The sequence below is a fragment of the Streptomyces sp. WMMC500 genome, from assembly GCF_027497195.1.
Lineage (GTDB): Bacteria > Actinomycetota > Actinomycetes > Streptomycetales > Streptomycetaceae > Streptomyces.
Genome location: NZ_CP114905.1, coordinates 6,727,745 through 6,754,685, shown reverse-complemented (window position 1 = coordinate 6,754,685; position 26,941 = coordinate 6,727,745). Strand labels below are relative to the sequence as shown.

General features: G+C 73.0%; 18 protein-coding genes. 12 read left to right on the top strand and 6 right to left on the bottom strand.

The genetic code is table 11. From position 1 onward, the window contains the following. Nucleotides 1–4 precede the first annotated feature (4 nt). From chvE to O7599_RS28995, 6 genes are all read left to right on the top strand, one after another. Complete coding sequence (gene chvE / locus O7599_RS29020; protein ID WP_281618560.1) at nucleotides 5–1,114, top strand: multiple monosaccharide ABC transporter substrate-binding protein; 1,110 nt, start codon at nucleotides 5–7, stop codon at nucleotides 1,112–1,114. 17 nt (nucleotides 1,115–1,131) lie between these two features. Next, complete coding sequence (mmsA, locus tag O7599_RS29015; RefSeq protein ID WP_281623560.1) at nucleotides 1,132–2,700, top strand: multiple monosaccharide ABC transporter ATP-binding protein; 1,569 nt, start codon at nucleotides 1,132–1,134, stop codon at nucleotides 2,698–2,700. Next, on the top strand, nucleotides 2,697–3,938 hold the full coding sequence (gene mmsB, locus O7599_RS29010; protein ID WP_281618559.1) for a multiple monosaccharide ABC transporter permease: 1,242 nt from the start codon (nucleotides 2,697–2,699) through the stop codon (nucleotides 3,936–3,938). The genes mmsA and mmsB overlap by 4 nt, the downstream gene beginning before the upstream one ends. A 54-nt stretch (nucleotides 3,939–3,992) precedes the next feature. Continuing rightward, nucleotides 3,993–5,177, top strand: a complete 1,185-nt coding sequence (locus tag O7599_RS29005) for an aldose epimerase family protein (RefSeq protein WP_281618558.1) — start codon at nucleotides 3,993–3,995, stop codon at nucleotides 5,175–5,177. Between the two features lie 195 nt (nucleotides 5,178–5,372). Beyond that, complete coding sequence (locus O7599_RS29000) at nucleotides 5,373–6,683, top strand: glycoside hydrolase family 30 beta sandwich domain-containing protein (protein ID WP_281618557.1); 1,311 nt, start codon at nucleotides 5,373–5,375, stop codon at nucleotides 6,681–6,683. A gap of 103 nt (nucleotides 6,684–6,786) precedes the next feature. Further along, complete coding sequence (locus tag O7599_RS28995) at nucleotides 6,787–9,126, top strand: alpha-glucuronidase family glycosyl hydrolase (protein ID WP_281618556.1); 2,340 nt, start codon at nucleotides 6,787–6,789, stop codon at nucleotides 9,124–9,126. 6 nt (nucleotides 9,127–9,132) lie between these two features. Here O7599_RS28995 and O7599_RS28990 read toward each other — a convergent pair whose 3' ends face one another. The 5 genes from O7599_RS28990 to O7599_RS28970 form a co-directional block, all read right to left on the bottom strand. Then, nucleotides 9,133–11,661, bottom strand: coding sequence for a glycoside hydrolase family 172 protein (locus O7599_RS28990; protein ID WP_281618555.1), 2,529 nt, complete (start codon nucleotides 11,659–11,661; stop codon nucleotides 9,133–9,135). 169 nt (nucleotides 11,662–11,830) lie between these two features. Further along, nucleotides 11,831–12,703, bottom strand: coding sequence for an aldo/keto reductase (locus tag O7599_RS28985; protein WP_281618554.1), 873 nt, complete (start codon nucleotides 12,701–12,703; stop codon nucleotides 11,831–11,833). Between the two features lie 7 nt (nucleotides 12,704–12,710). Beyond that, nucleotides 12,711–13,547 (bottom strand): SMP-30/gluconolactonase/LRE family protein, encoded by an 837-nt coding sequence (locus O7599_RS28980; protein WP_281623559.1) that lies wholly within the window; start codon nucleotides 13,545–13,547, stop codon nucleotides 12,711–12,713. Between the two features lie 58 nt (nucleotides 13,548–13,605). Continuing rightward, nucleotides 13,606–14,391, bottom strand: coding sequence for an IclR family transcriptional regulator (locus O7599_RS28975; RefSeq protein ID WP_281618553.1), 786 nt, complete (start codon nucleotides 14,389–14,391; stop codon nucleotides 13,606–13,608). A gap of 111 nt (nucleotides 14,392–14,502) precedes the next feature. Further along, nucleotides 14,503–14,991 (bottom strand): GNAT family N-acetyltransferase, encoded by a 489-nt coding sequence (locus tag O7599_RS28970; RefSeq protein ID WP_281618552.1) that lies wholly within the window; start codon nucleotides 14,989–14,991, stop codon nucleotides 14,503–14,505. A gap of 108 nt (nucleotides 14,992–15,099) precedes the next feature. Between O7599_RS28970 and O7599_RS28965 the strand changes: the two genes are divergently transcribed. Then, nucleotides 15,100–17,157: a SpoIIE family protein phosphatase gene (locus O7599_RS28965; protein ID WP_281618551.1), complete on the top strand. Its 2,058-nt coding sequence runs from the start codon at nucleotides 15,100–15,102 to the stop codon at nucleotides 17,155–17,157. A 222-nt stretch (nucleotides 17,158–17,379) separates the two neighbouring features. On the opposite strand, the gene O7599_RS28960 is transcribed toward O7599_RS28965, so the two are convergent. Then, the gene (locus tag O7599_RS28960; RefSeq protein ID WP_281618550.1) at nucleotides 17,380–17,523 is read right to left on the bottom strand and encodes a hypothetical protein; all 144 of its coding nucleotides are present in this window, start codon (nucleotides 17,521–17,523) and stop codon (nucleotides 17,380–17,382) included. 122 nt (nucleotides 17,524–17,645) lie between these two features. On the opposite strand from O7599_RS28960, the gene O7599_RS28955 reads away from it, so the two are divergent. From O7599_RS28955 to O7599_RS28935, 5 genes are all read left to right on the top strand, one after another. Next, on the top strand, nucleotides 17,646–18,656 hold the full coding sequence (locus O7599_RS28955; RefSeq protein WP_281618549.1) for a DUF3068 domain-containing protein: 1,011 nt from the start codon (nucleotides 17,646–17,648) through the stop codon (nucleotides 18,654–18,656). A gap of 169 nt (nucleotides 18,657–18,825) precedes the next feature. Then, nucleotides 18,826–20,061, top strand: a complete 1,236-nt coding sequence (locus O7599_RS28950) for a glycosyltransferase family 4 protein (RefSeq protein WP_281618548.1) — start codon at nucleotides 18,826–18,828, stop codon at nucleotides 20,059–20,061. A 5-nt stretch (nucleotides 20,062–20,066) separates the two neighbouring features. Then, the gene (locus O7599_RS28945; protein ID WP_281623558.1) at nucleotides 20,067–20,801 is read left to right on the top strand and encodes a class I SAM-dependent methyltransferase; all 735 of its coding nucleotides are present in this window, start codon (nucleotides 20,067–20,069) and stop codon (nucleotides 20,799–20,801) included. Then, on the top strand, nucleotides 20,798–25,456 hold the full coding sequence (locus O7599_RS28940; RefSeq protein ID WP_281623557.1) for an alpha-(1->3)-arabinofuranosyltransferase family protein: 4,659 nt from the start codon (nucleotides 20,798–20,800) through the stop codon (nucleotides 25,454–25,456). The genes O7599_RS28945 and O7599_RS28940 overlap by 4 nt, the downstream gene beginning before the upstream one ends. A 53-nt stretch (nucleotides 25,457–25,509) precedes the next feature. Continuing rightward, entirely contained in the window at nucleotides 25,510–26,907 is a 1,398-nt protein-coding gene (locus O7599_RS28935; protein WP_281618547.1) for a condensation protein, read from the top strand. Nucleotides 26,908–26,941 lie beyond the last annotated feature (34 nt).

Genomic DNA, 26,941 nt, shown 5'->3' with positions numbered 1-26,941 from the left:
CACCATGCGCACCCCCCGAGCCGCACGCCTGCGCACCGCCGCCACCGTGTCCGTACTCGCTCTCGCCCTCGCCGCCTGCGGCCAGGACAGCGAGGGCGGCAGCGAGGAGAAGAAGGACTCCGGCGAAGGCGGCACGATCGGCATCGCCATGCCGACCAAGTCGTCGGAGCGCTGGATAGCCGACGGCGAGAACATGGTCAAGGAGTTCGAGGCCGCCGGCTACGAGACCGACCTGCAGTACGGCGAGGACAAGGTCGAGAACCAGGTCTCGCAGATCGACAACATGATCACCAAGGGCGTGGACGCGCTCGTCGTGGCGGCGATCGACAACACCTCGCTCACCGAGGTGCTCTCCGACGCCGAAGAGGCGGGCATACCCGTGATCGCCTACGACCGGCTGATCCTGGAGACCGAGAACGTCGACTACTACGCCTCCTTCGACAACGAGCGGGTCGGCAGGCTGCAGGGCCAGTACATCGTGGACGCCCTCGAGCTCGAGGACGACAAGGACGCGAAGTTCAACGTCGAGCTGTTCGCCGGCTCCCCCGACGACAACAACACGCAGTACTTCTTCAACGGCGCCATGAGCGTGCTCCAGCCGTACCTGGACTCGGGACAGCTCACCGTGCGGTCCGGCCAGACGAAGCTGAACCAGGTCACCACGCTGCGCTGGGACGGCGGCACGGCGCAGAAGCGCATGGACGACCTGCTGAGCGGCAACTACGGCAGCGAGGACGTCGACGCGGTCCTCTCCCCGTACGACGGCATCTCCATCGGCATCCTCTCCGCGCTGAAGGGCGCCGGCTACGGCAGCGGCGGCAAGGACCTGCCGGTGGTCACGGGGCAGGACGCCGAGCTGGCCTCCGTCAAGTCCATCATCGCCGGCGAGCAGACCCAGACCGTCTACAAGGACACCCGCAAGCTCGCCAAGCAGGCCGTGCAGATGACCGACGCGGTGCTCACCGGCGGCAAGCCCGAGGTCAACGACACCAAGACGTACGACAACGGCACCAAGGTCGTGCCGTCGTTCCTGCTCGACCCGGTCAGCATCGACAAGACCAACACGGACCTGCTCGTCGAGGAGGGCTACTACCAGGCCGGAGACCTGAAGTGACCGCTCCGGTCCTCGAGATGCGCTCCATCACCAAGACCTTCCCCGGGGTCAGGGCGCTGTCCGACGTCAGCGTCACCGTCGCCCCCGGCGAGATCCACGCGATCTGCGGTGAGAACGGCGCCGGCAAGTCCACCCTGATGAAGGTCCTCAGCGGGGTCCACCCGCACGGCAGCTACGACGGAGAGATCCTCTTCGAGGGCGAGCCGTGCGCCTTCAAGGACATCAAGGCCAGCGAGGCGCGCGGGATCGTCATCATCCACCAGGAGCTGGCCCTGGTGCCGTACCTGTCCATCGCCGAGAACATCTTCCTCGGCAACGAGCAGGCCACCCGGGGCGTCATCTCCTGGAACGAGACCCTCCGGCACGCCGCCGCGCTGCTCAGGCGCGTCGGTCTCGGAGCCGAGAAGCCGCAGACCCGGATCGCCGACATCGGCGTGGGCAAGCAGCAGCTCGTGGAGATAGCCAAGGCGCTCTCCAAGAAGGTGAAACTGCTCATCCTCGACGAGCCGACCGCGGCCCTGAACGACGAGGACAGCCGCAAACTGCTCGACCTCATCCGGGAGTTCCGGGACCAGGGCATCGCCTGCATCCTCATCTCGCACAAGCTGAACGAGATCCGGCAGGTCGCGGACGCGGTGACGATCCTGCGCGACGGCCGGACGATCGAGACCCTCGCCGTACGCGGCGGGGGTGCGGACGGCGCGGGTCCGACCGGCGCGGGGGAAGCTCTGTCCGAGGACCGCATCATCCGCGGGATGGTCGGCCGCGACCTCGACCACCGCTTCCCGGAGCGCTCCCCCTACCGGGGCGCGGACACGGGCACGGTCGCGCTGTCCGTCGAGGGGTGGACCGTGCGCCACCCCATCGACCACGAGCGCAAGGTCGTCGACGACGTCTCGATCGAGGTCAGGCGCGGCGAGATCGTCGGCATCGCGGGCCTGATGGGCGCGGGCCGCACGGAGCTGGCGATGAGCGTCTTCGGACGCTCCTACGGCCGGTACGAGTCGGGCACGGTACGGGTTGACGGCCGCGAGGTCGACACCCGCACCGTGCCGGACGCGGTACGGCACGGCATCGCGTACGTCACCGAGGACCGCAAGACGTACGGCCTCAACCTCATCGAGAACGTCATGCGCAACATCACGCTCTCCGCGCTGCCGAAGCTGGTCCGCCGCGGCGCGGTCGACGAGCATGAGGAACGGCGGGTCGCCGAGGGCTTCCGCACGTCGATGAACATCAAGACCCCCACGGTCTTCGAGCCCGTGAACCGGCTGAGCGGCGGCAACCAGCAGAAGGTCGTGCTCAGCCGGTGGATCCACGCCGACCCCGAGGTGCTGCTCCTGGACGAGCCCACCCGCGGCATCGACGTGGGGGCGAAGTACGAGATCTACACCGTCATCGACCAGCTCGCCGCCCGCGGCAAGGCGGTCGTCTTCATCTCCTCGGAGCTGCCCGAGCTGCTGGGGATGTGCGACCGCATCTACACCATGGCCGCGGGCCGGCTGACCGGCGAGGTGCCGCGGGCCGAGGCCACCCAGGAAGTACTCATGCGCCACATGACCACGCACGTAAGGGACGAAGGATGAGCCCGCTGACCACCGAGAAGCGCGACACCCCGGCCGCCGCCCCCGCCCCCGGCGGGTCCCGCGGCGCGCTCGCCGGCGCCCTGCTGGAAGCGATGCGCAACAACATGCGGCAGTACGGCATGCTCGTCGCGCTCGGACTGATCGTCGTGGTGTTCCAGGTATGGAGCGACGGCACGCTGCTGCTGCCGCGCAACGTCTCCAACATCGTCCAGCAGAACAGCTACATCCTGATCCTGGCGATGGGCATGATGATCGTCATCATCGCCGGGCACATCGACCTGTCGGTGGGCTCGCTGTGCGCGTTCGCCAGCGCGATGTCGGCCGTGATGATGGTCAACCACGACTTCCCCTGGCCACTGGCGCTCGTGTGCTCCCTGCTCATCGGGGCGGTCGCGGGGGCGTGGCAGGGCTTCTGGATCGCGTATATCGGCATACCGTCGTTCATCGTGACGCTGGCGGGAATGCTGGTCTTCCGCGGCCTCACGCAGATCGTCCTCGAAGGCCAGTCGCTGTCGCCGTTCCCCAAGGGCTTCCAGAACATGGCGCAGGGCTTCCTGCCGGAGACCGGACCGGACACCAACTACCACAACCTGACGCTGCTCCTGGGCGTGGGCGTGGGGCTGTTCCTGCTGTGGCAGGAGTGGCGCGACCGGCGGCGGCAGCTCTCGTACGAACTGGACGTGCTGCCGTACCCGCTGTGGCTGGGCAAGTGCGCCTTCATCGTGGCGGCGGTGGTCGTCGCCACGCTGATGCTGGCCAGCTACCGGGGCATCCCGGTGGTGCTGCTCATCATGGCCGGACTGCTGATCTCGCTCGGCTACGTGATGCGCAACATGGTCGTCGGCCGGCACGTCTACGCGCTCGGCGGCAACAAGGCCGCGGCCAAGCTGTCCGGCGTGAAGGACAAGCGGGTCACCTTCCTCGTCTTCGTGAACATGGGCGTGCTCGCGGCGCTGGCGGGCTGCGTCTACGCGGCGCGGCTGAACGCGGGCGTGCCGAAGGCCGGCGAGATGTTCGAACTGGAGGCGATCGCCGCGGCGTTCATCGGCGGCGCGTCGATGAGCGGCGGCATCGGCACGGTGTTCGGCGCGGTGATCGGCGGCCTGGTGCTGGGCGTGCTGAACAACGGTATGTCGCTCGTCGGGCTCGGCACGGACTACCAGCAGGTCATCAAGGGGCTGGTGCTGCTGGCCGCGGTGGGCTTCGACATCTGGAACAAGCGCAGGGCGGGCGCGTAGCCCTGTGACCGGTGTGACCCGACCCGAATTCCCTTCAAGAGGAGCTGTCTTGTTATGAACCCCACCCGACCCCCGACCCCGGCGGCGCCGAGCAGGAGAACGGTGCTCGCCGCCTCGGCCGGCGGCCTGGCCGCCGCCGGCCTCGCCGCCCCGGCGGCGGCGGACTCCGCGGACCGTACCCGCCGGCCGGTGCGCGAGCCGTTCGGCCGTCTTGCCGACGGCACCCGCGTGGACCGCTGGACGCTCGCCAACGGCGGCACCCGGCTGCGGGTGCTGTCCTACGGCGGCATCGTGCAGTCCCTGGAGCTGCCCGACCGCCGCGGCCGGTACGCGAACGTGTCGCTGGGCTTCGACAACCTCGACGACTACGTCGCCCTCAGCCCGTACTTCGGCGCGCTCATCGGCCGCTACGGCAACCGCATCGCCGAGGGCCGCTTCACCCTCGACGGCACGGCCCACCAACTGCCCCTCAACGACGGCGACCACAGCCTGCACGGCGGCGACAAGGGCTTCGACAAGCGGGTGTGGGACGTCGAGCCGTTCACCTCCGCGGCGGGCGTGGGCCTGACCCTGCGCTACGTCAGCGGGGACGGCGAGATGGGCTACCCCGGCGCGCTGGCCACCCGGGTCGACTACACCCTCACGGCGGCCGGCGACTGGCGGATCGACTACGCCGCCACCACCTCCGCGCCGACGGTCGTCAACCTCACCAGCCACGTCTACTTCAACCTCGCCGGCGAGGGCAGCGGCGACGTCTACGACCACGAGCTGCGGATCGCCGCCGCCCGCTACACCCCGGTCGACGCCGGCCTGATCCCCACCGGCGAACTGGCCCCGGTCGCCCGCACCCCCTTCGACTTCCGGCGGGCGAAGACCATCGGCGCCGACCTGCGCGACGACCACGAGCAACTGCTGTACGGCAAGGGCATCGACCACAACCTGGTCCTGGACAAGGGCCTCACCCGCACCCCGGAGCGCGTCGCCACGGTCCGGGAGCCGTCGTCGGGCCGCACCATGAGCATCGCCACCACCGAGCCCGGACTGCAGTTCTACAGCGGCAACTTCCTCGACGGCTCCTTCGCGGGCACCTCGGGCCGGGTCTACCGCCAGGGCGACGGCTTCTGCCTGGAGACCCAGCACTTCCCCGACTCCCCGAACCAGCCGTCCTTCCCCAGCACGGTCCTGCGCCCCGGCGACACCTACCGCTCCACCACGGTCCACTCCTTCGCCGCGGACTGACCCGCCCCCGCGAGCCACCCGTCCCGCAGGTACCCGACGTCCTGCGGGACGGGCCCCCCGCCGGCGGGATGCCGGGAGCCTTGACGGCGGTGAGCGGGGTCATTACCTTGCCCGTATTCACAGACTTGGACGTCGTCCGCCATACCGAACATGATTGGGAGCGCTCCCGGTCAGGGTGAGGGGACAGGAGGAGGGATGACGCGAGCCCGGAAAGAGCACGTGAGCAGCGGACCACCGCGCCTGCCGAGCCGGCGAACGGTCCTGGCGCTGGGGACGCTGCCGGTCCTGGCGGCCACGACGGCGGCCGTCGCGCCCCCGGGAGCCGCGGCCGCACCGGCCGCCACGGCGGTCGTCGACCCCTCGGCGCGGCGGCAGACGATCCGGGGCTTCGGCGGCATGAACCACACCGCCTGGATCGGCGATCTGACGGCCGCTCAGCGGGACACGGCGTTCGGCACGGGCGACGGGCGGCTGGGGTTCTCCCTGCTGCGGATCCCCGTCCCCGAGAACCAGGCGGACTGGGGCCGTGACGTGGCGACCGCGCGGCGCGCGAGCGAACTCGGGGCGAGCGTCATCGCGTCGCCGTGGAATCCCCCCGCCCACATGGTCGAGACCTTCGTCCGCGGCGACCAGACCGACGCGCGGCGCCTGCGGTACGACATGTACGGCGCCTATGCCCGGCACCTGGACGACTTCACCACCCACCTGCGGAACAACGGGGTGAACCTGTACGGGATATCGGTGCAGAACGAGCCCGACTACGCCCATGACTGGACGTGGTGGACCCCCGGCGAGATGGTCCGGTTCCTGCGGGAGAACGCCGGCTCGATCGGCACCAGGGTCATCGCGCCCGAGTCCTTCCAGTACCGGAAGAACATGTCGGACCCGATCCTCAACGACGCCGCCGCGCTCGCCAACACCGACATCATCGGGGCCCACCTCTACGGCACCTCGTTCGCGGACTTCCCCTACCCCCTCTTCCGGCAGAAGGGCGCGGGCAAGGAACTCTGGATGACCGAGGTCTACTACCCCAACAGCTCCGATTCCGCCGACCTCTGGCCCCAGGCGCTCGACGTGGGGGAGCACATCCACCGCGCCCTGGTGGACGGCGGCTTCCAGGCGTACGTCTGGTGGTACATCCGGCGCGGCTACGGCCCCATGCGCGAGGACGGCGGGATCAGCAAGCGCGGCGCCGCCATGGCGCACTTCGCCCGGTTCGTACGCCCCGGGCACGTGCGGATCGAGGCGACGGCGAACCCGGCGCCGAACGTCCACGTCTCGGCGTACCTGGGCGGCTCCACGGTCGTCATCGTGGCCGTCAACAAGGGCGCCGCCGCGGTGAGCCAGCAGTTCTCCGTGGCGAACAGCACCGCGTCCAGCGTCTCGTCCTGGCTGACCGACGCGGGCAGGAACGTCTCGCCCCAGTCGCCGGCCGGCGCGTCGAACGGCACCTTCACCGTCACGCTGCCCGCCCGGAGCATGACGACGTTCAGCACGACCGCCTGAACCGCCGGGCCACGTCCGGGCAGGCGCGCGGCGGGCGGCCGTTCACGTACGTAGAAGCAGTTCTCTGTACAGGAATCCGGGAGAGCAAGGGGTGTACGGGTCCATGCCGATGAGTCGACGGGTGTTCGTGGGTGCGGTCACGGCGGGCGTGACCCTGGGAACTGACGCGGCCGGGACCGCGCGGGCGCTGGGCGGGCAGGACACGCCCTCCGGCCCCGCCGGGCAACGGGACGACGGCTACGACGGATCCGCCCTGTGGCTGCGCTACGTGCCGGTCGGTGATCCGCACCTGCTCAGGCGGTACCGGCGCCGGGTCACCGCCGTCGTCGTGGAGAACGCCGACCGGAACAGGTCGTACCGCCACACGCCGAACCTGAGCATGGCTCCGGGATCGACCGAGCGGCTGATGACGTCCACGCTGGAGGCCGCCCGGGAGGAGCTGGTCCGGGGTCTCGGCGGACTGCTGGACCGTCCGGTACGGGTGGTCCACGGGCCGGGACACGACCTGCCCGACGGCGCCGTCGTCGTGGGGACCCGGGAGAGTTCGCCGGCCGTGCGCCGGTTCGTCCCGGCCGAGGAGCTGGCGCGGGTGGGCCGGGACGGCTTCGTCCTCAGGTCGGTGACGCAGGGGCGGCGGGCGTTCACCGTCATCGCGGGCCACACGGACGTCGGTGCGCTGTACGGCACGTTCGCGTTTCTGCGGCGCATCCAGACGCACCGGCCCGTCGAGGGGCTCGCCGTCGCCGAGAGCCCCCGGGTCGCGCACCGCCACCTGAACTACTGGGACACCGAGCGCCTCTACGCCGGCAACGACGCACCGGGAACGGGCGGGCTGAACGGCGAGAACGGCGCGATCTTCAACTTCGCCGCCACCGGCGCCAGCGCCGGGCTGAACCTGCCCGTCGTCCTCGACCGCTACCTCGTGGCGGCGCGGGCGATGGCGTCGGTCGGGATCACCGGCATCACCATCAACAACGTCAACGCCGACAACGCGTACCTCACGGACGAGTACATCGCCCAGGAGGCCGCCCTGGCCGACGCGCTGCGGCCGTACGGGATCAGGCTCGCGCTCTCCATCAGGTACGCGGCCCCCCTGGACAGCCGGTTCGCGCCGGACACGCTCACCGAGGAACAGATGGCGCCCACCGACCCCGACTTCCGGGCCTGGTGGACCCGCAGGGCCCGGCGGATCCAGCAGTCCGTACCGGACTTCGCCGGGTTCACCGTCAAGGCGAACTCCGAGGGCCAGCCGGGACCCCAGGACTTCGGCTACGACCACGGCGACGGCGCCAACGGCATGGCGGCCGCCGTGGCACCCCTCGGCCTGAAGATCTACTGGCGGACCTTCGTCTACAACCCCGAGGTGGACAGCGACCGGCTCAAGCGGGCCTACCTGGAGTTCGGCCACATCGACGACGAGCCCCAGCCCGACGGGAGCAGGGGCCGCTTCCTGGACAACGTGTTCCTCCAGACCAAGAACGGCCCCCTCGACTTCCAGGCCAGGGAGCCCGTGCACCCGATGTTCGGCCGGATGGAGAACACCAACCAGGCGATCGAGCTGCAGATCACCCAGGAGTACACCGGGCAGAACCGGATGCTCTGCTTCCTGGCCCCCATGTGGGAGGAGATCCTCAAGACCGACACCCGGGCCACGGACGCGCGGGGCCGGCTGCTCGACAAGCGCCTGGTCGGCCACGTCGTGGACGGAACGGCCCAGCACCACTCGGACACCGCCGTCGTCGGCGTGGCCAACCTCGGCAACGCGGACAACCTGACCGGGCATCACTTCTCCCAGGCCAACCTGTACGCCTTCGGCCGCCAGTCCTGGGACTGGACGCTGGACGCCGGGGACATCGCCGCCGACTGGGTCCGGATGACCTGGAGCAACGACCACCACGTCGTCGGCGTGGTCGTCGCCATGATGATGGGCTCCTGGGAGGCGCTGGTGAACTACCAGACCCCGCTCGGGATCGCCCACCAGTTCACCGCCGACGTGCACTACGGCCCCGGCCCCTCGGAGTCGCACCTCCCGCGCGAGGACTGGAACCCCACTTACTACCACAAGGCGGACAGCATCGGCCTGGGCTACGACCGCTCCCCCACCGGAAGCGACTTCACCGCCCAGTACTTCCCCGGTCTTCAGGCGGCGTACGGGGACCTCGGCACCGTCCCCGAGAACCTCATGATGTGGTTCCACCACGTGCCCTGGGACCACCCCATGAGCAGCGGCAGGATCTTCTGGGACGAACTCGTCCACCGCTACTACGCGGGCGTCCGGTACGTCGGCGGGATGCGGCGGGCGTGGGACTCCCTGGAGTCCCGGATAGACGCCCGCCGCTTCGCCGAGGTCAGGGCCAAGCTGGCGCTCCACGAGGCGGATGCCGCCGACTGGCGGGACACCTGCGTGAGCTACTGGCAGCAGTTCAGCGGCAGGCACATCTGACGGACGTCAGCCGGCCGGGCCCAGGCTGTGGGCCTCGTACGACTCCGCCGACCAGGGCGGGGCGTCCGCCGCCGGCGTCAGCGTCACCGTGATCTCGCGTTTGCCCGCCGTGGCGCTCGCCGGGATCTGATACGTGTCGTCCAGCCACCGGCGTTCCTCGTTGCCCAGCGGCTGGAGCCAGTCCGGCAGCCGCTGCCCGTCGACCTCGACCGCCGCGCGCTGGTACGCCGCCGCCTGGTCGCTGGTGCGGCGCAGTTCGACGCCCGCGTTGCGGCGGTCGACGCGCAGGGTGAAGCTGACGGGCGCCGTCGTGGCGCGGGTGTCGGCGGTGAGGCGCCGCGGGTGCTGCGCGTCGCCTTCGAAGACGGAGTCCAGCTCGGTGACCTCGCCGGGGGCGTCGGAGGCGTAGTCGTGGGCCTTCTCGCTCCGCGGGTCGCCGACGTCCAGAGTGTCGGTCCTCGCGCCGGTCGCCTTCTTCTCCCCGTACCAGTACGCGGTCGTGGAGTAGTCCGCCTGCTTGTCGTTGACGAAGCCGTGCTCGACGTCGAAGTCGATCGCCTGCGAGAACGGCACCGCGTCGTGGATCATCAGCCGGTACGTGCCCGTGCAGTCCCGCTCCGCCGCGCAGCCGGTCGGCGGGCCCAGGTGGGCGGGGTTGCCGTTGAACGGCTGGGTGTAGGTGCCGCGGTTGAAGTACCAGCCGCTCTGGTAGAAGTCCTCGGTGCCGGTGCCGTGGAGCTGCGCGGTGCGGGCGCCGTCCACGTACACGCGCTCGTCGCCCTCCAGGTAGTTGCGGTTCAGCTCGCCGGTCATGGTGTGGGTGACCCCGGTGAACTTGCCGGTCCCCGCGGTGGCGAGGAAGTCCCAGCTCTCCCCCGGCACGGTCGGCCCGGCGTGGGACGTGGCGCGGAAGCGGCCGGCGTCGCCGGCGGCGACGGCCCGGGCGTGGGTGCGGGACGCGGCGGCGGTGACCTCGGCGGTGCCCGCCGTGATCGCCGTGCCGGAGCCGTTGTACAGCTCGACCTTCGCGTTCTTCGCGAACGGCATGGGCCACCAGGACGTGAACACGGGCCCGCCCGCGGCCTCGGCGTCGATGCCGTACATCAGGGCCCGTACGGGCGCGGTCGCGTGGCCGGAGCCGAAGAACTCGCCGAGCGGGGCGTCCACCGTGCGCTCGCCGTCGAAGGTGGCGCGCAGCCGCAGGCCCCGCAGCACGTCCTGGGCCGCGGCCAGCCGGGCGCGCTCGTCGTCGCCGAGGGGGTAGTCGTAGGTGCGCACGCCCTCCCAGTTCGGCGCGGTGACGGTGTAGCCGTGGGCGGTCTCGCTCGCGGCGTCGCCGACGTCCATCGTGTCGGTGCGGCGCGTCTCGCCGCCGACGCGGCTGTCGGCCCAGTACGTGAACTCGTTGACGTCGAGGTCGGAGGAGACGAAGGCGTTGCGTACGGTGATCTCCGACTTCCCGGCGGTCAGTTCCGCGGGCAGCTCCACGCTGTCCTCCCCCCACAGCCCGCCGCCGGCCTGCGGCGTCGGGCCCCAGGTGGCGGCCTCGCGGCCGTCCACGTACACCGTGGCGACCTGGTTCGCGATGATCGGGTCGTAGCGGCGGGTCAGCCGCACGCCCTCGTTCGCGGGGTCGACGGCGACGGTGAACTCGCTGCCGCCGCCGGCGCCGTAGGCCCGGCCCTCGTCGGTCTCGCTGCGCGGCTCGACGTACGGGGCCTGCGGAAGCGTGAGGCGCAGCTCGGAGAGGAGCCCGGGCCGGGTGGCGCGGGCGAGGGTCTGGGACGCACCGGGCGCGAGGGCGAGTGCGGTGCGCTGCGTGCGGGCGCCGGGCAGGGCCGGCTTCGGGTCGGCGGTGCCGGCGGCGCGCAGCATGTCGACGACGTCGCGGGCGGGGTCGCCCGGGTCGAAGGTGGCGACGCCTTCGGCGTCGGCGAAGGTCCGGTACGAGACGTGGTGGAAGAGCGGGTTGTGCTCGGTGGTGATGCGCATCGACTCCCGGTACGGCATCGGCACCTCGATCACGACGCCGCCGGAGGTCTGGTCGGCGTTGGCGACGAGCGGGCTGACGAAGGGCGCGCCGAGCTTGCCGTCGACGAGGTCCTGCAGCGGCGCGTCGACGACCTTCTCGCCGTCGAGTTCGATGGTGATCCGGCCCGTCTTGCTGACGTCGCCCTCGTCGCGGGTGAACCAGATGGCGCCGATCTCGCCGGCCCCGGACTGCTCGGCGATGACGCAGCCGGCGGCGGTCGTGCGCAGGCAGGAGAACTTGCCGTCGAACCCGTCGTGCGCGTTGCCGCCGGTCCGGTCGAAGCTGGAGAACTGCTTGGTGTGCACTCCCGCCGGCAGGTCGGAGAGCCGGTCGAGCTGCCGGTACGTGTCCCACCCGACGGGCCCCTTGCCCGCCGCGCGGTCCGGCCCGCCGCGCGGCTCGGGCGCCTCGGGGGAGGCCGTCGCCAGGCCCCCGGTCGCCAGCGCCGTCACCAGGGCGAGGAGTGCGGCGACGCCGCCGCGTACCCGGCCATGTCTGTTCACGGTGCCTCCCGCGATTCGCGAAATCGATTTCACGAGAAGCTAGGGGCGGACACGGGGCGGGTCAAGAGGTCTGTACGCAACAGGAGTGACGGGGCGCGGGTGTCAAGTCCCCGGGCGAGCAATCGATTTCACCGTCCGGGCAGCCCGCCCCCGGGACGGGCGCCCGGCCTCAGCCGTTCCCGGACAGCCCGTCGAGCCGGTCCAGATGGGCGGGCTCCAGCCGTACGTCCGCGGCGGCGACGTTCTCCTCCAGGTGCGCGAGCTTCGCGGTACCCGGGATCGGCAGCACCACCGGCGAGCGCGCCAGCAGCCAGGCCAACGCGACCTGTACGGGCGTCGCGCCGAGTTCGCGGGCCACCGAGCCGATCACGTGGTACGGGGCCTCGGGGCTCCGGGCGTCCGAACCGTCCGCGGGCGGCACCGCGCCGAGCACCGGCCGCCACGGCAGGAACGCGATCCCCGCCGCCGCACACGCCTCCAGCACCGCCTCGTGCTCCCGGTCGCCGACGCTGTACCGGTTCTGCACACTCGCGACGTCCACCGACTGCCGCGCCCGCGTCAGCTCGCCGGCCGTGACCTCCGAAAGCCCGAGCCGGCCGACCTTGCCCGCCTCCCGCAGCTCCCGCAGCGCCCCCAGTTGCTCGGCGAGGTCCACCTCCGGGTCGATGCGGTGCAGTTGCAGCAGCTCGATCCGTTCCACCCGCAGCCGCCGCAGCGCGTGGTCCACCTGCTGCCGCAACACCTCCGGCCGCCCGTCGAGACCCCACTCGCCGGTCTCGGCGGAGCGGGCGACGCCGACCTTCGTGGTGATCAACAGCCCTTCGGGGTACGGGTACAGCGCCTCGGCGAGCAGTTCCTCGTTGGCGCCGCCGCCGTACAGGTGCGCGGTGTCGATCAGCGTGACGCCGAGTTCCACCGCCCGGCGCGCCACCGCGACGGACGCCGCCCGCGCGTCCGCCGGCTCGGTCGGCAACTGCATCGCGCCGAACCCGAGCCGCCCGACCTCCAGGTCCCCGCCGATGCGGAACGTGCCCGCGGTCATCCGCGCCTCACCCCGCGAACGGTGCCTGCGGCAGTCCGCGGCCCGCGTCCGGGAGCACCAGCACCGAACCCGCCAGCGGGTGGGTGTCCGCGAGCGACGAGGAGGTGATGTACAGGTCGGCCAGCTCCGGTCCGCCGAACGCGCAGGAGGTGGGGCGGCGTACGGGCACCTCCACCGTGCGGTCCAGGGTGCCGTCCGGGGCGTACCGGCGGACGGCGGAGCCGTCCCACAGCGCGACCCACACGTACCCCTCGGCGTCCACGCACAGCCCGTCCGGCGAGCCCGGGGTGTCCTCGACGGCGGCGAACACCCGCCGGCCGGTGACCCGGGCGCCGTCGGTGTCGAAGACGTCGATCCGGCCCGTGGGGGTGTCGGCGTAGTACATGAGCCGGCCGTCCGGGCTCCAGCCGGTGCCGTTGCTGACGGTGACGTCGTCCAGGACGACGGTCCGTTCGCCGTCGCCGGTGACGCGGGCCAGGGTGCCGCCGCCGGGGGTGGCGTCGTAGCGCATGGTGCCCGCCCAGAGGGCGCCGTCGGGGGCGACCATCGCCTCGTTGCCGCGGCGGCCCGCGACCGGCTCGTGGACGAGCCAGCGGAACGCGCCGTCCGCGTCGTAGAGCCCGACGCCGTCGCGCAGGTTGACCACGTAACCGGCCCCGCCGGCGCGCGGCTTGGCGGCCCCGACGTGCTGCTCGGTGGTCTGCACGGTGCGCCTGCCGGTGGCCGGGTCGTACGCGTGGACGCGGGCGCCCAGGATGTCGACCCATATCAGCCGGCCGGCCGCGGGGTCCCACGTGGGTCCCTCGCCCAGCTCGGCGCGCGTGCGCACGGCCACGTCCAGCATCGTCACCTGGCTCCTCTCCGGGTACGTCCCGGCTCTCGTCTCCGGGTACGTCCCCGGCTCACTCGGCTCTGCTCCCCGGGCCCCGGTGGCCCAGGCGCTCGGACAGCCTGCCCGCGCCCTTCGCGGCCAGCTCCGCCAGTTCGTCCCTGCGCTCCGCGCTCCACCGGATCATCGGCACCGAGATGCTCAGCGCGGCGACCACCCGGCCCGCGGAGTCGTGCACCGGCGCCGCCACGCAGCTCACGTCCGGGTTGGACTCGCGCTCCTCGACGGCGATGCCGCGCTCGCGCACCCCGGCGAGGTGGCGGCGCAGCTCGCGCACGGAGGTGTGGCTGCGGTCGGTCATCGCGACCAGCGGCCTGCCTTCGGGCAGCCGCGCGTCGAGGGCCTGCTCGGGCAGCGAGGCGAGGAGCATCTTGCCGACGGCGGTGCAGTGCGCGGGCAGCCGGCGGCCGGTGGCGGAGACCATCCGTACCGCGCGGGTGCTGTCGACCTTCGCGATGTAGATGACGTCCGTGTCCTCCAGGATCGCGATGTGCACGGTCTCGTCGCAGGTCTCGGCGACCTCGCGGGCGACCTCCCGGCCCTCGGCGGCGAGGTCGAGCTGCTCCCCGAAGGTGCTGCCGAGCTGGTACGTGCGCACCCCCAGGCGGTAGCGCCCCGGCTGGCCGGGGACGGCGGCGAGGTAGGAGCGGGCGGCCAGCGTGGTGACCAGCTCGTGCACGGTGGTCCTGGGCAGGCCCAGCTTGCGGGTGATCTCGGGGGCGGAGAGCGTCGCGTCCCGGTCCAGGAAGAGCTCTAGGATGTCGAGTGCCCGCGTCACGGCCGGAACGAGTCGCCCCATGCGCGCTCACCCACCCCTCGAATAGTCCGAAATCTCGATCAGTTATCGAAATGACGGACGCAGCGTAACGCCCGCCCCCACCGCGGGCAATGGGGGCCGAGGTCACCGAGGTCAGAGGTCGACGTGCATGCAGTGCAGGCCGACCAGGCCCTCGGTGGGATGGCGGAAGGCCCGGGGCTGGGTGCCGGTGATGCGGAAGCCGAGGGACTCGTAGAGCTTCACGGCGTAGATGTTGGTCTCGACCACCGCGTTGAACTCCATGGACAGGAAGCCGCGGGCGCGCGCCCAGCGCAGGGAGTCCTCGCACAGCGCGCGGCCGGTGCCGCGCGCGTGCCGGTCCGGGTCGACCATGTAGCTCGCGCTGGCGACGTGGTCGCCGTTGCCCTGCCGGTTGGCGTTCATCTTCGCCGAGCCCACGATCAGGCCCTCGTCGTCGACGGCGACGGTCGTACGGTCCGGGGGCGGCGGCAGCCACACCTCGCGGCCCTGCTCGGCGCTCATGTCCAGGGGGTAGGGATAGGTCTCGCCGGCGGCGACGATCCGGTGGAAGAAAGGCCAGATGGCGGGCCAGTCGTCGGCGGTGGCGTCCCTGATCAGCATGGGCTCAGCATGCCGGGGCGGCGCGGGCGGCGCCACCGGATTGTGCCGCGCGGCGCGTAGAATGGCGGCTCACTCGAATATCCGTACAAAAAGTGTGAAAGTAACAGCATGAGCGACCGGGGAGGCCCGGCGGCACCGGCCCGGGAGGCCGGCGACTGGCCCGCGCCCGCGGCTCTCAGCATGGAGCTGAACCACATGGGCAGCTTCGACTGGGATCTCGCCCGCGGGCAGATGCACCTGGACGAGGGGGCGCTGCGGGTCATGGACCTGCGGCCGGAGGAGTTCGACGGCGCCCCCGGGACGCTCGGCTCGCGCCTCACCAAGGAGGAGCGCGCGCGGCTCGAAGCGCTGATCTCCCAGGCCATCGCGCACGGCCGCCCCGCCTACAGCGCGTACCTGCGGGTGCAGCTCCGCGACGGCACGACCCGCCTGACGCACGCCCAGGGCACCATCCTCCGCGACGACGGCGGGCGCGCGCACCGCGTCGTCGGCATGGTCCGCGACGCCACGCTGGAGCTGAACTTCTCCGCGCAGCAGTTCGCGCTGGACCAGGAGCGGCGCCGGCAGACCGGCGTCATACAGCAGACCGCGGCGGCGCTGGCGAACGCCAGCACCGTGCAGGACGTGATCGGGGTGCTCGGCGGCCCGGAGGGGCTGGCCCGGCTCGGCGCGGTGAACATGATCCTCGGCCTGGCTGAGGCGGGCCGGATCCGGATCGTCACCGTGGGCGAGGGCAGGGAGTCGCAGCTCGCGGAGTACGTCCGGGTCGACGACCCCGGGCTGCCGATGAGCGAGGTGGTGCGTACGGGCCGGCCGCGGCTGGTGCTCTCGCGGGCGGAGTTCGCCGCCGCGTACCCGCGGCTCTACCCGCACGCGGAGTCCCTGGGCATCGACTCCGCCGCGTACCTGCCGCTGATCGCCGAGGGGCGCGTCATCGGGGCGCTCGGGCTGTCCTACCGCGGCAAGAGCGCCTTCTCGCCGGAGGAGCGCAACCTGCTGATCGCGCTGAGCAGCGGCATCGGGCAGAGCCTCCAGCGCGCCAAGCTGCACGACCGCGAGCACGACCTCGCCGGTGAGTTGCAGCAGGCCATGCTGCCGCGCAGCATCCCCGAGGTGCCGGGCGCGGAGGTCGCCGTGCGCTACCGGCCGGCGCACGAGGGGCAGGGCATCGGCGGCGACTGGTACGACGTGATCGCGCTGCCCGGCGGCCGGGTCGGCGTCGTCATCGGCGACGTCCAGGGCCACGACACGAAGGCCGCCGCGGTGATGGGACAACTGCGCATCGTGCTGCGGGCGTACGCGGGCGAGGGCCACGCGCCGGCCACCGTGATGGCCCGCGCCTCGGAGTTCCTGCACGAGCTGGACACCGAGCGCTTCGCCACCTGCACGTACGCGGAGATCGACCTGTCCAGCGGCGCGCTGCAACTGGTCCGTGCCGGGCACATCGACCCCCTCGTCCGGCACACCGACGGCGGCTGCCGCTGGCTGACCGTGCCGGGCGGGCTCCCGCTCGGGCTCTCCGCGACGTTCGGCCCGCTCGACTACCCCGTGACGACCCTGACCCTCGACCCCGGCGACGCACTGCTGATGTGCACCGACGGCCTGGTGGAGGTCCCCGGCGCCGACCTGGACGACGGCCTGGCGCAACTCGCCGAGCTCGTACGCACCGGGCCGCGCGACATCGGCGAGCTGTCGGACCGGCTCTGCGACGTGGTGGACGAGCGGCACATCCAGGACGACATGGCGCTGGTGATACTGCGCCGCACCGCGGGCGACACCGCGCAGCCCGGCGGCCGGCTGCGCCAGTACATCCCGGCCTCCGACCCCGACGCGCTCTCCGCCGCCCGCCACATGATCCGCAGCGCGGTGCGCTCCTGGGGCGCCGGCGAGCGCGCGGACGAGATCGAGCTGGTCTCCGACGAGCTGATCACCAACGCGCTGCTGCACACCGACGGCCCGGCGGTGGTGACGATCCGCCCGCTGAGCACGCCGGAACCCCGGCTGCGCGTCGAGGTCGAGGACCGCTCCAGCGCACTGCCCCACCGCCGCGAACCGGGCGAAGCGGGCGTCTCGGGCCGCGGGCTGCTGCTGGTGGACATGCTGGCGGACGTGTGGGGCGTGGAGTCGCGCGGCAACGACAAGTGCGTGTGGGCGGAATTCGGCTGAAAACCCGCGCGCGCCGGCGCGCGCGGGTGGCAGGCGGAGTCCGGATGCCGGCGCCCGGCGCTCGCGGCGCGCCGCCGGGCGGTGACTACTTGTCACCTGGTCGACAAAGATTCGCCATCGGTATGCCACCGTGTCCTCGGCGTGTCCCGGCCGTCTCGCCGCCGGCCGCCAGGGCGTGGCAAAGCCCCCGCCGCGGCCTGCGCGGCGGGGACGAATACCAGGTCAGCGACCGTCGAAGCTGATGAGCGGGACGTTGGGCTGATCCGGGGTGACGTTCAGCGCGGCCACCAGGCCGAGGGCTGCGCCCACGGCGAGAGCGGCGGCGGCGACGCTGGTCACCACGGCGGCTACCAGTCGGTTCTGCATGGACGCTGAGTGTGGGAGCAGCATTGACACCCTGTCAAGCACAGCCTTACGTTACCGACCCGTAGAACTTGCACCGCGGTGACAAACCAGCGTCGTAAACCAGCCCCTGCCGGGAGTGCAGCATGAGCCGCCGTACCGCGTCACCCCTGTCCCTCATCCTGCTGGGGTTGGGCGTCTTCCTGCTCGTGCTCGCCCCCATGCTCGCGTTCTACGTCGAACCGCGGGCCAAGCTCAATCCCGTCGACATCGACTCGACGACCCGCTACGAGGGCACCGGGACCTTCTACGACACCGACGCGCAGAAGGAACGCGACAACCAGGAGCTGACCATCGTCCGGCGGGTGCTGGGCGACGTGGCCGCCAGCGACGACGACACCGCCGTCTGGGACGCCGCCACCGCCATCGACACCCCGCTGACGCGGGAGATCGACGATCCGCGCCGCGCGTTCCAGTTCACCACCGAGCGGTGGGTCATGAACCGCGAGACCAACGCGCCGGAGCACTGCTGCGACGAGAACACCGGGGTCAAGGGCAAGCAGTTCGCCGGCGACGCGTACCTGAAGTTCCCCTTCGACGTCGAGAAGGACACCTACCGCTGGTGGGACAGCACCGCCCAGGACACCGTGGCGCTGCAGTACGCCGGCGAGCGGAAGATCCAGGGCTACACCGGCCTCGCCTTCACCGGCGAGATCGAGCCCGTCAAGACCGGCACCCGGCAGGTGCCGGGGGTGATGGTCGGGCTGCCCGACAAGGACCAGGTGTTCGCCGACGAGTGGTACGCCAACGAGAAGATCGAGCTCGTCGCCGACGAGCGCACCGGCCGCATCATCTACGCCTCCATCGCGCCGAAGAAGACGCTGCGCCAGCCCGGCGGCGGGACCGACGAGGTCACGCTGCTGCAGAGCGACGGCATCGAGTTCACCGAGGAGACGCAGAAGGAGCAGGTCGACCTCGCCGACGAGGACAGCAGCAGGCTGAAGCTGGTCGGTGAGACCCTGCCGGTCGTCGCCCTCGTGGCCGGTTTCGTACTCGCGGGAGCCGGCGCCGTGCTGCTGGCCCGCGGCGGCCGGCCGGACGAGCCGGACCGCGACCGGGAGCCGGACGGCGTGCCGCCCCAGCCGGTCGCGGCCTGATGCCCCCCACCCCCCACCCCGCGACGGGGACGCCGGTTTCCCCCGGCCGGCGTCCCCGTCGCCCCCTTCCGTCCGCACTCCTCCCCGACACCCCTCCCCGACCGCCATGCCGCACCCCACGAACGGCCCCGATAATCCCGCCCGCACCCTGAGACGAGTTGGAGCGCCGATGCCCCAGCACGTACCCCCGTCCCTGGACGCGGACGCGCTCCGGCGTACGCACCCGCACCCGGCCGGCGGCGCCGGCGTGCCCGCGAGCCGGACCGCGGAAGGCCGTGCCGCCGAAGGCCGTGCCGCCGAAGGGACGAGCAACGGCCACGCCGCCCGGCGGATCACCTTCCTGGCCCGCCGCGACCTCGGCAACCCCGCCGCGGGCGGCTCCGAACTGCTCGTGGACCGGCTCGCCGGCGGCCTGACCGACCACGGCCACCAGGTGACCCTGGTCTGCGGGGGCCCGGCCGCGTACCGCGACTACCGCGTCGTGTCCGCGGGCGGGGACGCCGGGCACTTCCTGCGCGCGCGCCGCGCGCTCTCCCGCCACGTCGGCGGCACCGACCTGCTGGTCGAGGTCTGCAACGGCATGCCCTACCTGGCGCCGCTGTGGCACCGCGGCCCCTCCCTCTGCCTGGTCAACCACGTGCACACCGAGCTGTGGGCGATGCGCTACCCCGGGCCCCTGGCCAGGCTCGGCCGCCGCCTGGAGCACTGGGCGCTCGCCGGCGCGCACCGCGGCAACCTCCTGGTCGCCGTCTCCTCCTCCACCGCCGCCGCCCTGCGCAACATCGGCGTCGACCCCAAGCGGATACGGGTCGTCCACAACGGCGTCGAGGACCCGGGCCCGCTGCCGCCGAAGTCGCCCGAGCCGCTGTTCCTGGCGATGGGGCGGCTGGTGGAGTACAAGCGCATCGACCTGCTGCTGCGGCTGTGGGAGCGGGTGCGCCCGGTCACCGGCGGCCGTCTCGTCATCGTCGGCACCGGCCCCGAGCGCGGCCGGCTCGAAGCGATGGCGGGCCCCGGCGTGACGTTCACCGGCCACGTCTCCGAGGGCGAGAAGCACCGCCTCCTCGCCTCCTCCTGGCTGCTGCTGCACCCCTCCCTCGTCGAGGGCTGGGGCCTGGTGGTGACCGAGGCCGCGGTGCGCGGCACCCCCGCGATCGGCTTCGACATACCGGGCCTGCGCGACTCCATCCGCGACGGCGACACCGGCATGCTGGCGCGCGGCGAGAGCGCTTTCGCCGCCCACTGGTGCGCCCTCGCGCTCAGCGAGGAGCGGCGGGCCGCCCTCGGCGCCGCGGCCCGGCGCCGCGCCACCCGGCTGAGCTGGGAGGCGACGGTACGCGACTTCCGTACCGTCGCCGACGAGGCGCTCGCCCGCGCCGGCCGGCCCGAGAAGCGGGAGGGATGACAGCAGTGCGGGACCCCTCCATCCGGCGGTCGGTCGCCCTCTTCCGCGCCTTCATGAAGGAACAGGACGACCCCGCGCACGCCTACAGCCTGCTGGCGCGGGACGCGGCGGACCAGGTCGAGCGGATCACGCCGCTCAAGGGCCGGTTGGTCGTCGACGTCGGCGGCGGCGGGGGCTGGTTCACGGAGGAGTTCCGCAGCCGCGGGGCCGAGGCGTACCTCTTCGACTGCGACGCCGGTGAGATGTCCGGCGCAGCGGCCGGCCCGGACGTCACGACCGGTGCCGTGGTCGCCGACGGCTATCTGCTGCCGCTCGCCGACGGCGTCGCCGACGTCGCCTTCTCCTCCAACGTGCTGGAGCACGTGGCCGATCCCGAGACCTTCCTCAGCGAGCTGATCCGGGTCACCAAGCCCGGCGGCCTGCTGTACGTGGCGTTCACGAACTGGCTCTCCCCCTGGGGCGGCCACGAGCAGGCGCCCTGGCATTACCTGGGCGCGGACCGCGCGCGCCGCCGCTACCGGCGGCGCAGCGGACGCGACCCCAAGCACACCCTGGGCGAGAACCTCTTCCCCATCCACATAGGCCCCACGCTCAAGGCGGTACGGGCCCGGGACGACGTCGAGGTCGTCGCGGCCCGCTCCCGCTACTGGCCCTTCCTCGCCGAGGCCGTCGTCCGTGTCCCCGGCGTGCGCGAGTTCGCCACCTGGAACCTTCTTCTCATACTCCGGCGGTGCCCATGACCTCCACGCTCCCCGCCCAGCCGGCCACGCCCGGCAGGCCCTACTCACCACCGCCCCCGGCGGGGCCGGAAGGGGCGCGGCCGCCCGAGAGCCGGCGCAGTTGGCGCTGGCCGCTCGGCTTCTGGGCCCTCGCGTTCGTCGCCTGGCTCATCCCCTCCGCGGGGAAGACGACGTTCGAGACGAAGCTCGGCGTGGCGGTCGACCCGTGGAAGTTCGCCGGCGACCTCGGCGAGCTGTGGCACGACCAGAACGGCTTCGGCGGCATCCACGACCAGTACTTCGGCTACGCCTTCCCGATGCTGCCGTACTACCTGCTCACCGATCTGCTGCAGATGCCGACGTGGCTGGCCGAGCGGCTGTGGCTGTCGCTCGTGGTCACCGCGGCCTTCTGGGGCGCGCTGAAGCTGGCCGACCGGCTGGGCTTCGGCACCTCCGGGACGCGGGTGCTGGGCGCCGCCGCGTACGCGCTGTGGCCCGTGTTCACCATCATCGTCGGCTCCACCTCCGCCGGCGCGCTGCCCGGCGCGGTGCTGCCGTGGGTGCTGCTGCCGCTGCTCGACGAGCGGCTGACCCCGCGGGTCGCCGCCGCCCGCTCGGCGCTGATCATCCCGTTCATGGGCGGCGTCAACGCGGCCTCCACGCTGGCCGCGCTGGTGCCCGCGCTGCTGTACGTGTGCACCCGCACCGGCCCGCGCCGCACGAAACTGCTGGCGTGGTGGCTGCCCGGGGTGGCGCTGGCGTGCCTGTGGTGGATCGTGCCGCTGCTCCTCCTCGGCGTCTACGGCGAGAACTTCCTGCCGTTCATCGAGACCGCGCACAACACCACGACGACGATGTCGGCGACCGAGGTGCTGCGCGGCACCGGCAACTGGGTCGCGTACCTGAACTTCGGCGAGGAGTGGCTGCCCGGCGGCTGGACCGTGGCCACCGGCTGGCTGCCGATCCTGTCCTCCGCGCTCGCCGCCGGCCTCGGCCTGGCCGGGCTCGCGCGCCGCGACCTGCCCGAGCGGCGCTGGCTGGTGCTGACCGTGATGGTCGTCGCGCTGGTCACGCTGGCCGGCTACGGCGGCGCGCTGGGCGCCCCGTTCTCCGGCAGCGTGCAGGACGCGCTGGACAGTTGGCTGAGCCCGTTCCGCAACATCTACAAGTTCCAGCCCGGTCTGGCCCTCGCGCTCGCCCTGGGCCTCGCGCACTTCGTCGCGGTCGCCGCCGAGCGCCGCGGCACCCGCGCCACGCCGCGGCGCAGAGTGTGGGTGCCCGCGATCGCCTCCCTCGTGGTGCTGCCGGGGCTGCTGCTGCCGTACGCCAACGGCGACGTGCTCCAGCCGGGCGCGTTCGACAAGCTGCCCAAGCACTGGGAGCAGACGGCGGACTGGCTGGAGGAGTACTCGCCCGACAGCCGGGCCCTGGTGGTGCCGGCGACCGCGCACGGCACGTACGAGTGGGGCAAGCCGATCGACCAGCCGCTGGACGTGCTCGCCGAGTCCCGCTGGGCGCAGCGCGACTACGTGCCGTTCGGCACGGCCGGCTCGCGGCGCGCGATGGACGCCGTCGACCAGGCGCTGATGACCGGCGGCGAGGTGCCGGGGCTGCAGGCGTTCCTGGCCCGCGCCGGCCTGCACTACGTCGTCGTACGCAACGACCTCGACCCCGACCAGGTCGGCTACGTCCCGCCGACCACCGTGAAGCAGACCCTGGAGTCCTCCGGCTACGAGAAGGTCGCCGAGTTCGGCCCTGAGCTGACCGGCGGGCGCATCCCCGAGGGCACGCCGCTGCAGATCGAGGGGCTGTTCTCGCGCCAGCGGGCGGTGGAGATCTTCCAGCCGGCCGACGGCGAGGACCTGCGCCCCGGCGCGGCCGGCACGCTCAACGCCGCCGACACCGCCGTCCTCAGCGGCGGCCCGGAGTCGCTGCTGCAACTGTCCGCCGACCCCGACTGGCAGGGCCGGCCCGCGGTGCTCGCAGGCGACGCCCACCCGGGCGTCGACGAGCCGGCGGTCAAGGTGCAGACGGACGGGCTGCGCCGGGCCGACACCCGGTTCGGCGTGGTCAACAACAACACCTCGTACACCTACACCGAGGACGAGAAGAACCCGTCGGAGAGCCTCCAGGACCCCGGTGACGAGCCGCGGATGATCGTCCCGGAGCAGGGCGCCGAGCACCAGACGACCGCCGTCCTCGACGGCGCCGCCTCGGTGACCGCGTCCACCAGCGGCAACTGGATGTTCCACCTGCCGCAGTTCGACCCCGTCAACGCCTTCGACGGCGTCGCGCAGACAGGCTGGGCCGAGGGCAACCCGGACACCTCCAAGGGTGAGTGGCTCCAGATCGACTTCACCGAGCCCACGAACCTGGAGGGCACGCTCGACCTGACGCCGCTGCCCGGCGCCGGCGTCCGCCCCGAGCCCGTCGAGGTCGAGGTGGAGACCCCGCGCGGCAGCGAGGTCAGCACGCTGCAGACCGGTGGCCGTACGCAGACCGTCAAGGCCCCCGCGGGGCAGGCGGACTGGCTGCGGATCACCATCCGCAAGACCGAGGGGCACCGCACCGGCTTCGCCGGCGCCGGTTTCGCCGAGGTCGAGATCCCCGGCGTCTCGCCGGTCACCCGGCAGCTCCGGCTGCCCGAGGACGCCCGGCAGGTCGCGGCCGACGCGGAGCAGATCTCCCTGCACCGCGGCAGCGACCTCGGCGGCCTCAACCCGGCGGCGGCCGAGACGGGTCTGCAGCGGCGCTTCGAGTCCGGCGCGGGCGAGTACACCGTCACCGGCAGCGCGCTGCCCGTACAGGGGCAGGAACTCGACGCGCTGCTCGACGAGCTGGGCGCGGCGGACGAGGACCGGATCAACGTCACCGCGGGCTCCACGCTGCCGCTGAGCCCGCAGCTCAGCCCGCGCAACCTGGTCGACAAGGACCTGACGACGGCGTGGATCGCGGGCGAGGACCAGTCGCTCACGCTGACCTGGCCGGAGGAGACGGAGATCAGCGAGTTCGTGCTCGCGCCCGCCGGCGGCCTGTCGGCGCGGCCGACCGAGGTCGAGGTGAGCACCCCCACCGGGGCGCAGACCGTGGGCGTGGACGACAACGGCTGGGTGCGGATCCCGCCGGTGACGACCGACCGGATCGACATCAAGGTCACCGAGTCCGAGTCGCTGACGGTGCACAACCCGTTCGCGGACCGCGACGTGCAACTGCCCGTGGGCCTCACCGAGGTCTACGTCCCGGCGCTCGGCGAGGACGCGCAGAAGGACCTGCGCACCGAACCGGTCGACAAGGACGAGCCGTTCGAGCTGGAGTGCGGCCGCGGCCCGACCGTGGCCGTGGACGGGCAGTTGCTCAACACCCGCGCCGAGGGCACGCTGGGCGACCTCGTCGACCGCCGCCCCGTCGGCATCGAGCTGTGCCCCGACGACGGCGAGGCCGCGGGCCCGGTGCAGTTGGAGTCCGGCCGGCACGCCGTCGCCGCCGGTGACGGCGACGCGCTGGCGGTCACCGACCTGACGCTGACCCGCGGCGAGCCGGCCGCGGCGGCCGAGGGCCGCGACGTGGAGGCCACCGACTGGGCGGGCGACGAGCGCTCCGTCACGGTCGGCGAGGGCGAGGACGCCTACCTCACGACGTACGAGAACTACAACGACGGCTGGAAGGCCACGCTCGACGGCGAGGAGCTGGAGTCGGTGCGGCTCGACGGCTGGCAGCAGGGCTTCCTGGTGCCGGCGGACCTGAGCGGCGAGGTGAAGCTGGAGTACAAGCCTGCGGTCTGGTACGACGCCGGGATCTTCGCCGGTGTCGCCGCCGTCCTGGCGCTGCTGGGGCTCGCGTTCGTCCGCGCCGGGCGGCGCGAGGTCGTCGCCGCCGAGCCGGCGCCGCCGGCGCCGGGCTGGGTGCTGGGCGCGCTGGTGCTCACCGCCGTGGTCGCCGTGGTGGCCGGTCCCTATGCCTTGATCGTGCCGGCGCTGGCGCTGCTGGCGCGGACCCGGGCCGGGCTGCTGGCGCCGCTGGCGCTGGTGGCGATGGCCGGCGCGGGTGTTGCGGCGCTGACCGGCGCGGGCGAGGCTGTCCGCATGGACGAGGGGGCCTTCAGCGGGGTGGCGCAGGCGCTCGCCGTGCTGGCGCTGGCCGCGGCGCTGGTCACCGCGGAGCGGCCGGAGCCGGCCGGGGCGGAGACCGGGTACGGCCCGGACACCGACCCGGAGGCGGAGACGGCCGCGTTCCCGGCGTACGGCGCGGGGGTGGCCCGCGCGGGTGCGGCCGGTGCCGCGGGCGGTCCGCCGCCCGGCCCCGGCGGGCCGCCCGGACGTACGGCCGGCGCACCGGCGGGGCACCCGTCCCCGGCCGCGGCGCCGCCGCAGGAGCCGGACCGGCCGACGCAGCGGTTCTGGCGCCGCAGGTCCGCGGGCCACGCCGCAGGCCCGGCCGCGGAGTCCGGCGCCGAGCAGACGCCGCCGCTCGGCACCGGGCGGGCCGGGGCGGGCGACGCCGCGACCCCGCCGCTGGGCACCGCCCAGGACGAGCCGCGCGACGCCTTCGTGCCCAAGCCGCCGATCCCGCTCAGCGGCACGGCCGGCGCGGAGGACGGCGTCCAGGACACCCCGCCCGCGGACGCACCCCCCGCGGACACCCCGCCGGACGGCCGGCGGGGAGAGAACGGCAGTTGAGTGACGGCGGGCGCCCCCCACCCCGGGGCGCCCGCCGCGAAGGAGAGGCGTAGATGACGGTGACGCAGCCCGCCCGGCCCGCCCCGGCGGCGCCCGGGCGGGTCCCGTTCCCCACGGTGGACGAGGTCTCGCTGCACTGCACCGATCCGGTGGAACCGGAGACCGTGCACATCGAGATCCACTTCCCCGGGCGGTTCGAGCCCGAGCGGCTGCGCACCGCGCTCGCCGAGGCCGCGCGCCGGCACCCGCGGTTCCAGCAGCGCAAGGCCGACAGCCGGTGGTGGCACCGTCGTTACCAGTGGCAGGTGACCGCGGAGGCCGACGTCGACCCGGTGACGTTCCGGGCCGCCGGACCCGGCGTGCTGGAGGCGGCGCGCGCGCGGACGCTGACCGACTGCCCGCCGCTGGACGCCGCGCCGCCGGTGCGTATCGAGGCCGTCGAGACCGACGACGGCGGCACGGTGCTGATGGCCACCGTCAACCACACCGCCATGGACGGCCCGTCGTGCCTGCGGGTGCTGGCCACGGCGGCGGAGGTGTACGCGGGCGTCGAGGCCCAGACCGCGCCCTCCTCCGCCGGTACGGCCCCCGGCCGTACGTTCTCCGGCGGTACGGGGGCGAAAGCGGCCCCCGCGACGCCCCCGCCCCCGCCCGCCGCCGCGGGCCGCTCCGGACCCGCCCGCCCCGCCCGCATCGCCGGCGACACGTCGTCCACTGCGTCTTCGGGGGCGCCCGGCACCGGCAACGGCCTGCTGCTCCTCGACCTGCCCGCCCCCCGCCGCACCCCCTACGGCGCCACCGTCAACGACCAGCTCCTCGTCGCCACCTGCCTGACGGCCGCCCGCTGGAACCGGGCGCACGGGGTCCGCAGCGCCCCGGTGCGCATCACCATGCCCGTCGACAACCGCCCGCGGGAGTCGGCGGAGATGCCGATCGGCAACGGCACCCGGCTCACCGAGGTCGGCTTCGGCCCCGGGGAGCGGGCAGACGCGGAGGCGCTGACCGGCGGTGCGGCGCCGGACCCGGCGGCGGTGGAGCGGCTGCTGCGCGCCACCATGGCCCGTACCCAGGCCCTCAAGTCCGAGCCGAGCTACCCGCTGGGGCTCTCCGGCGTGCTGCTCACCGCGCCTGTGCTGCCCGTGGGCGTACGCGGCGCGCTGGCCCGCACGCTGCGCCGCGCCGCCGCGCCGCTGATGTCGACCACCCTGCTGTCCAACCTCGGCCGCATCGTCTACCCGCTGGACTTCGGCGCCGCCGGCCGCCCGACCGCGGTGTGGTTCTCCGCCCCGGCGCGCATGCCGCGCGGCCTCGCGGTCACCGCCGCCTCCACCGCCGGCCGGCTGCACCTGGCCATCCGCTACTCCCGCGCCCTCCTCGACCACGCCGCGGCCGTCCGCATCGGCGAGCTGATGCAGGAGGGCCTCGCGGCCTGTGCGGAGCCGCCGCGATGAGCCCCGCGGCCGGCCTGCGAGGGCGTAGGACGGG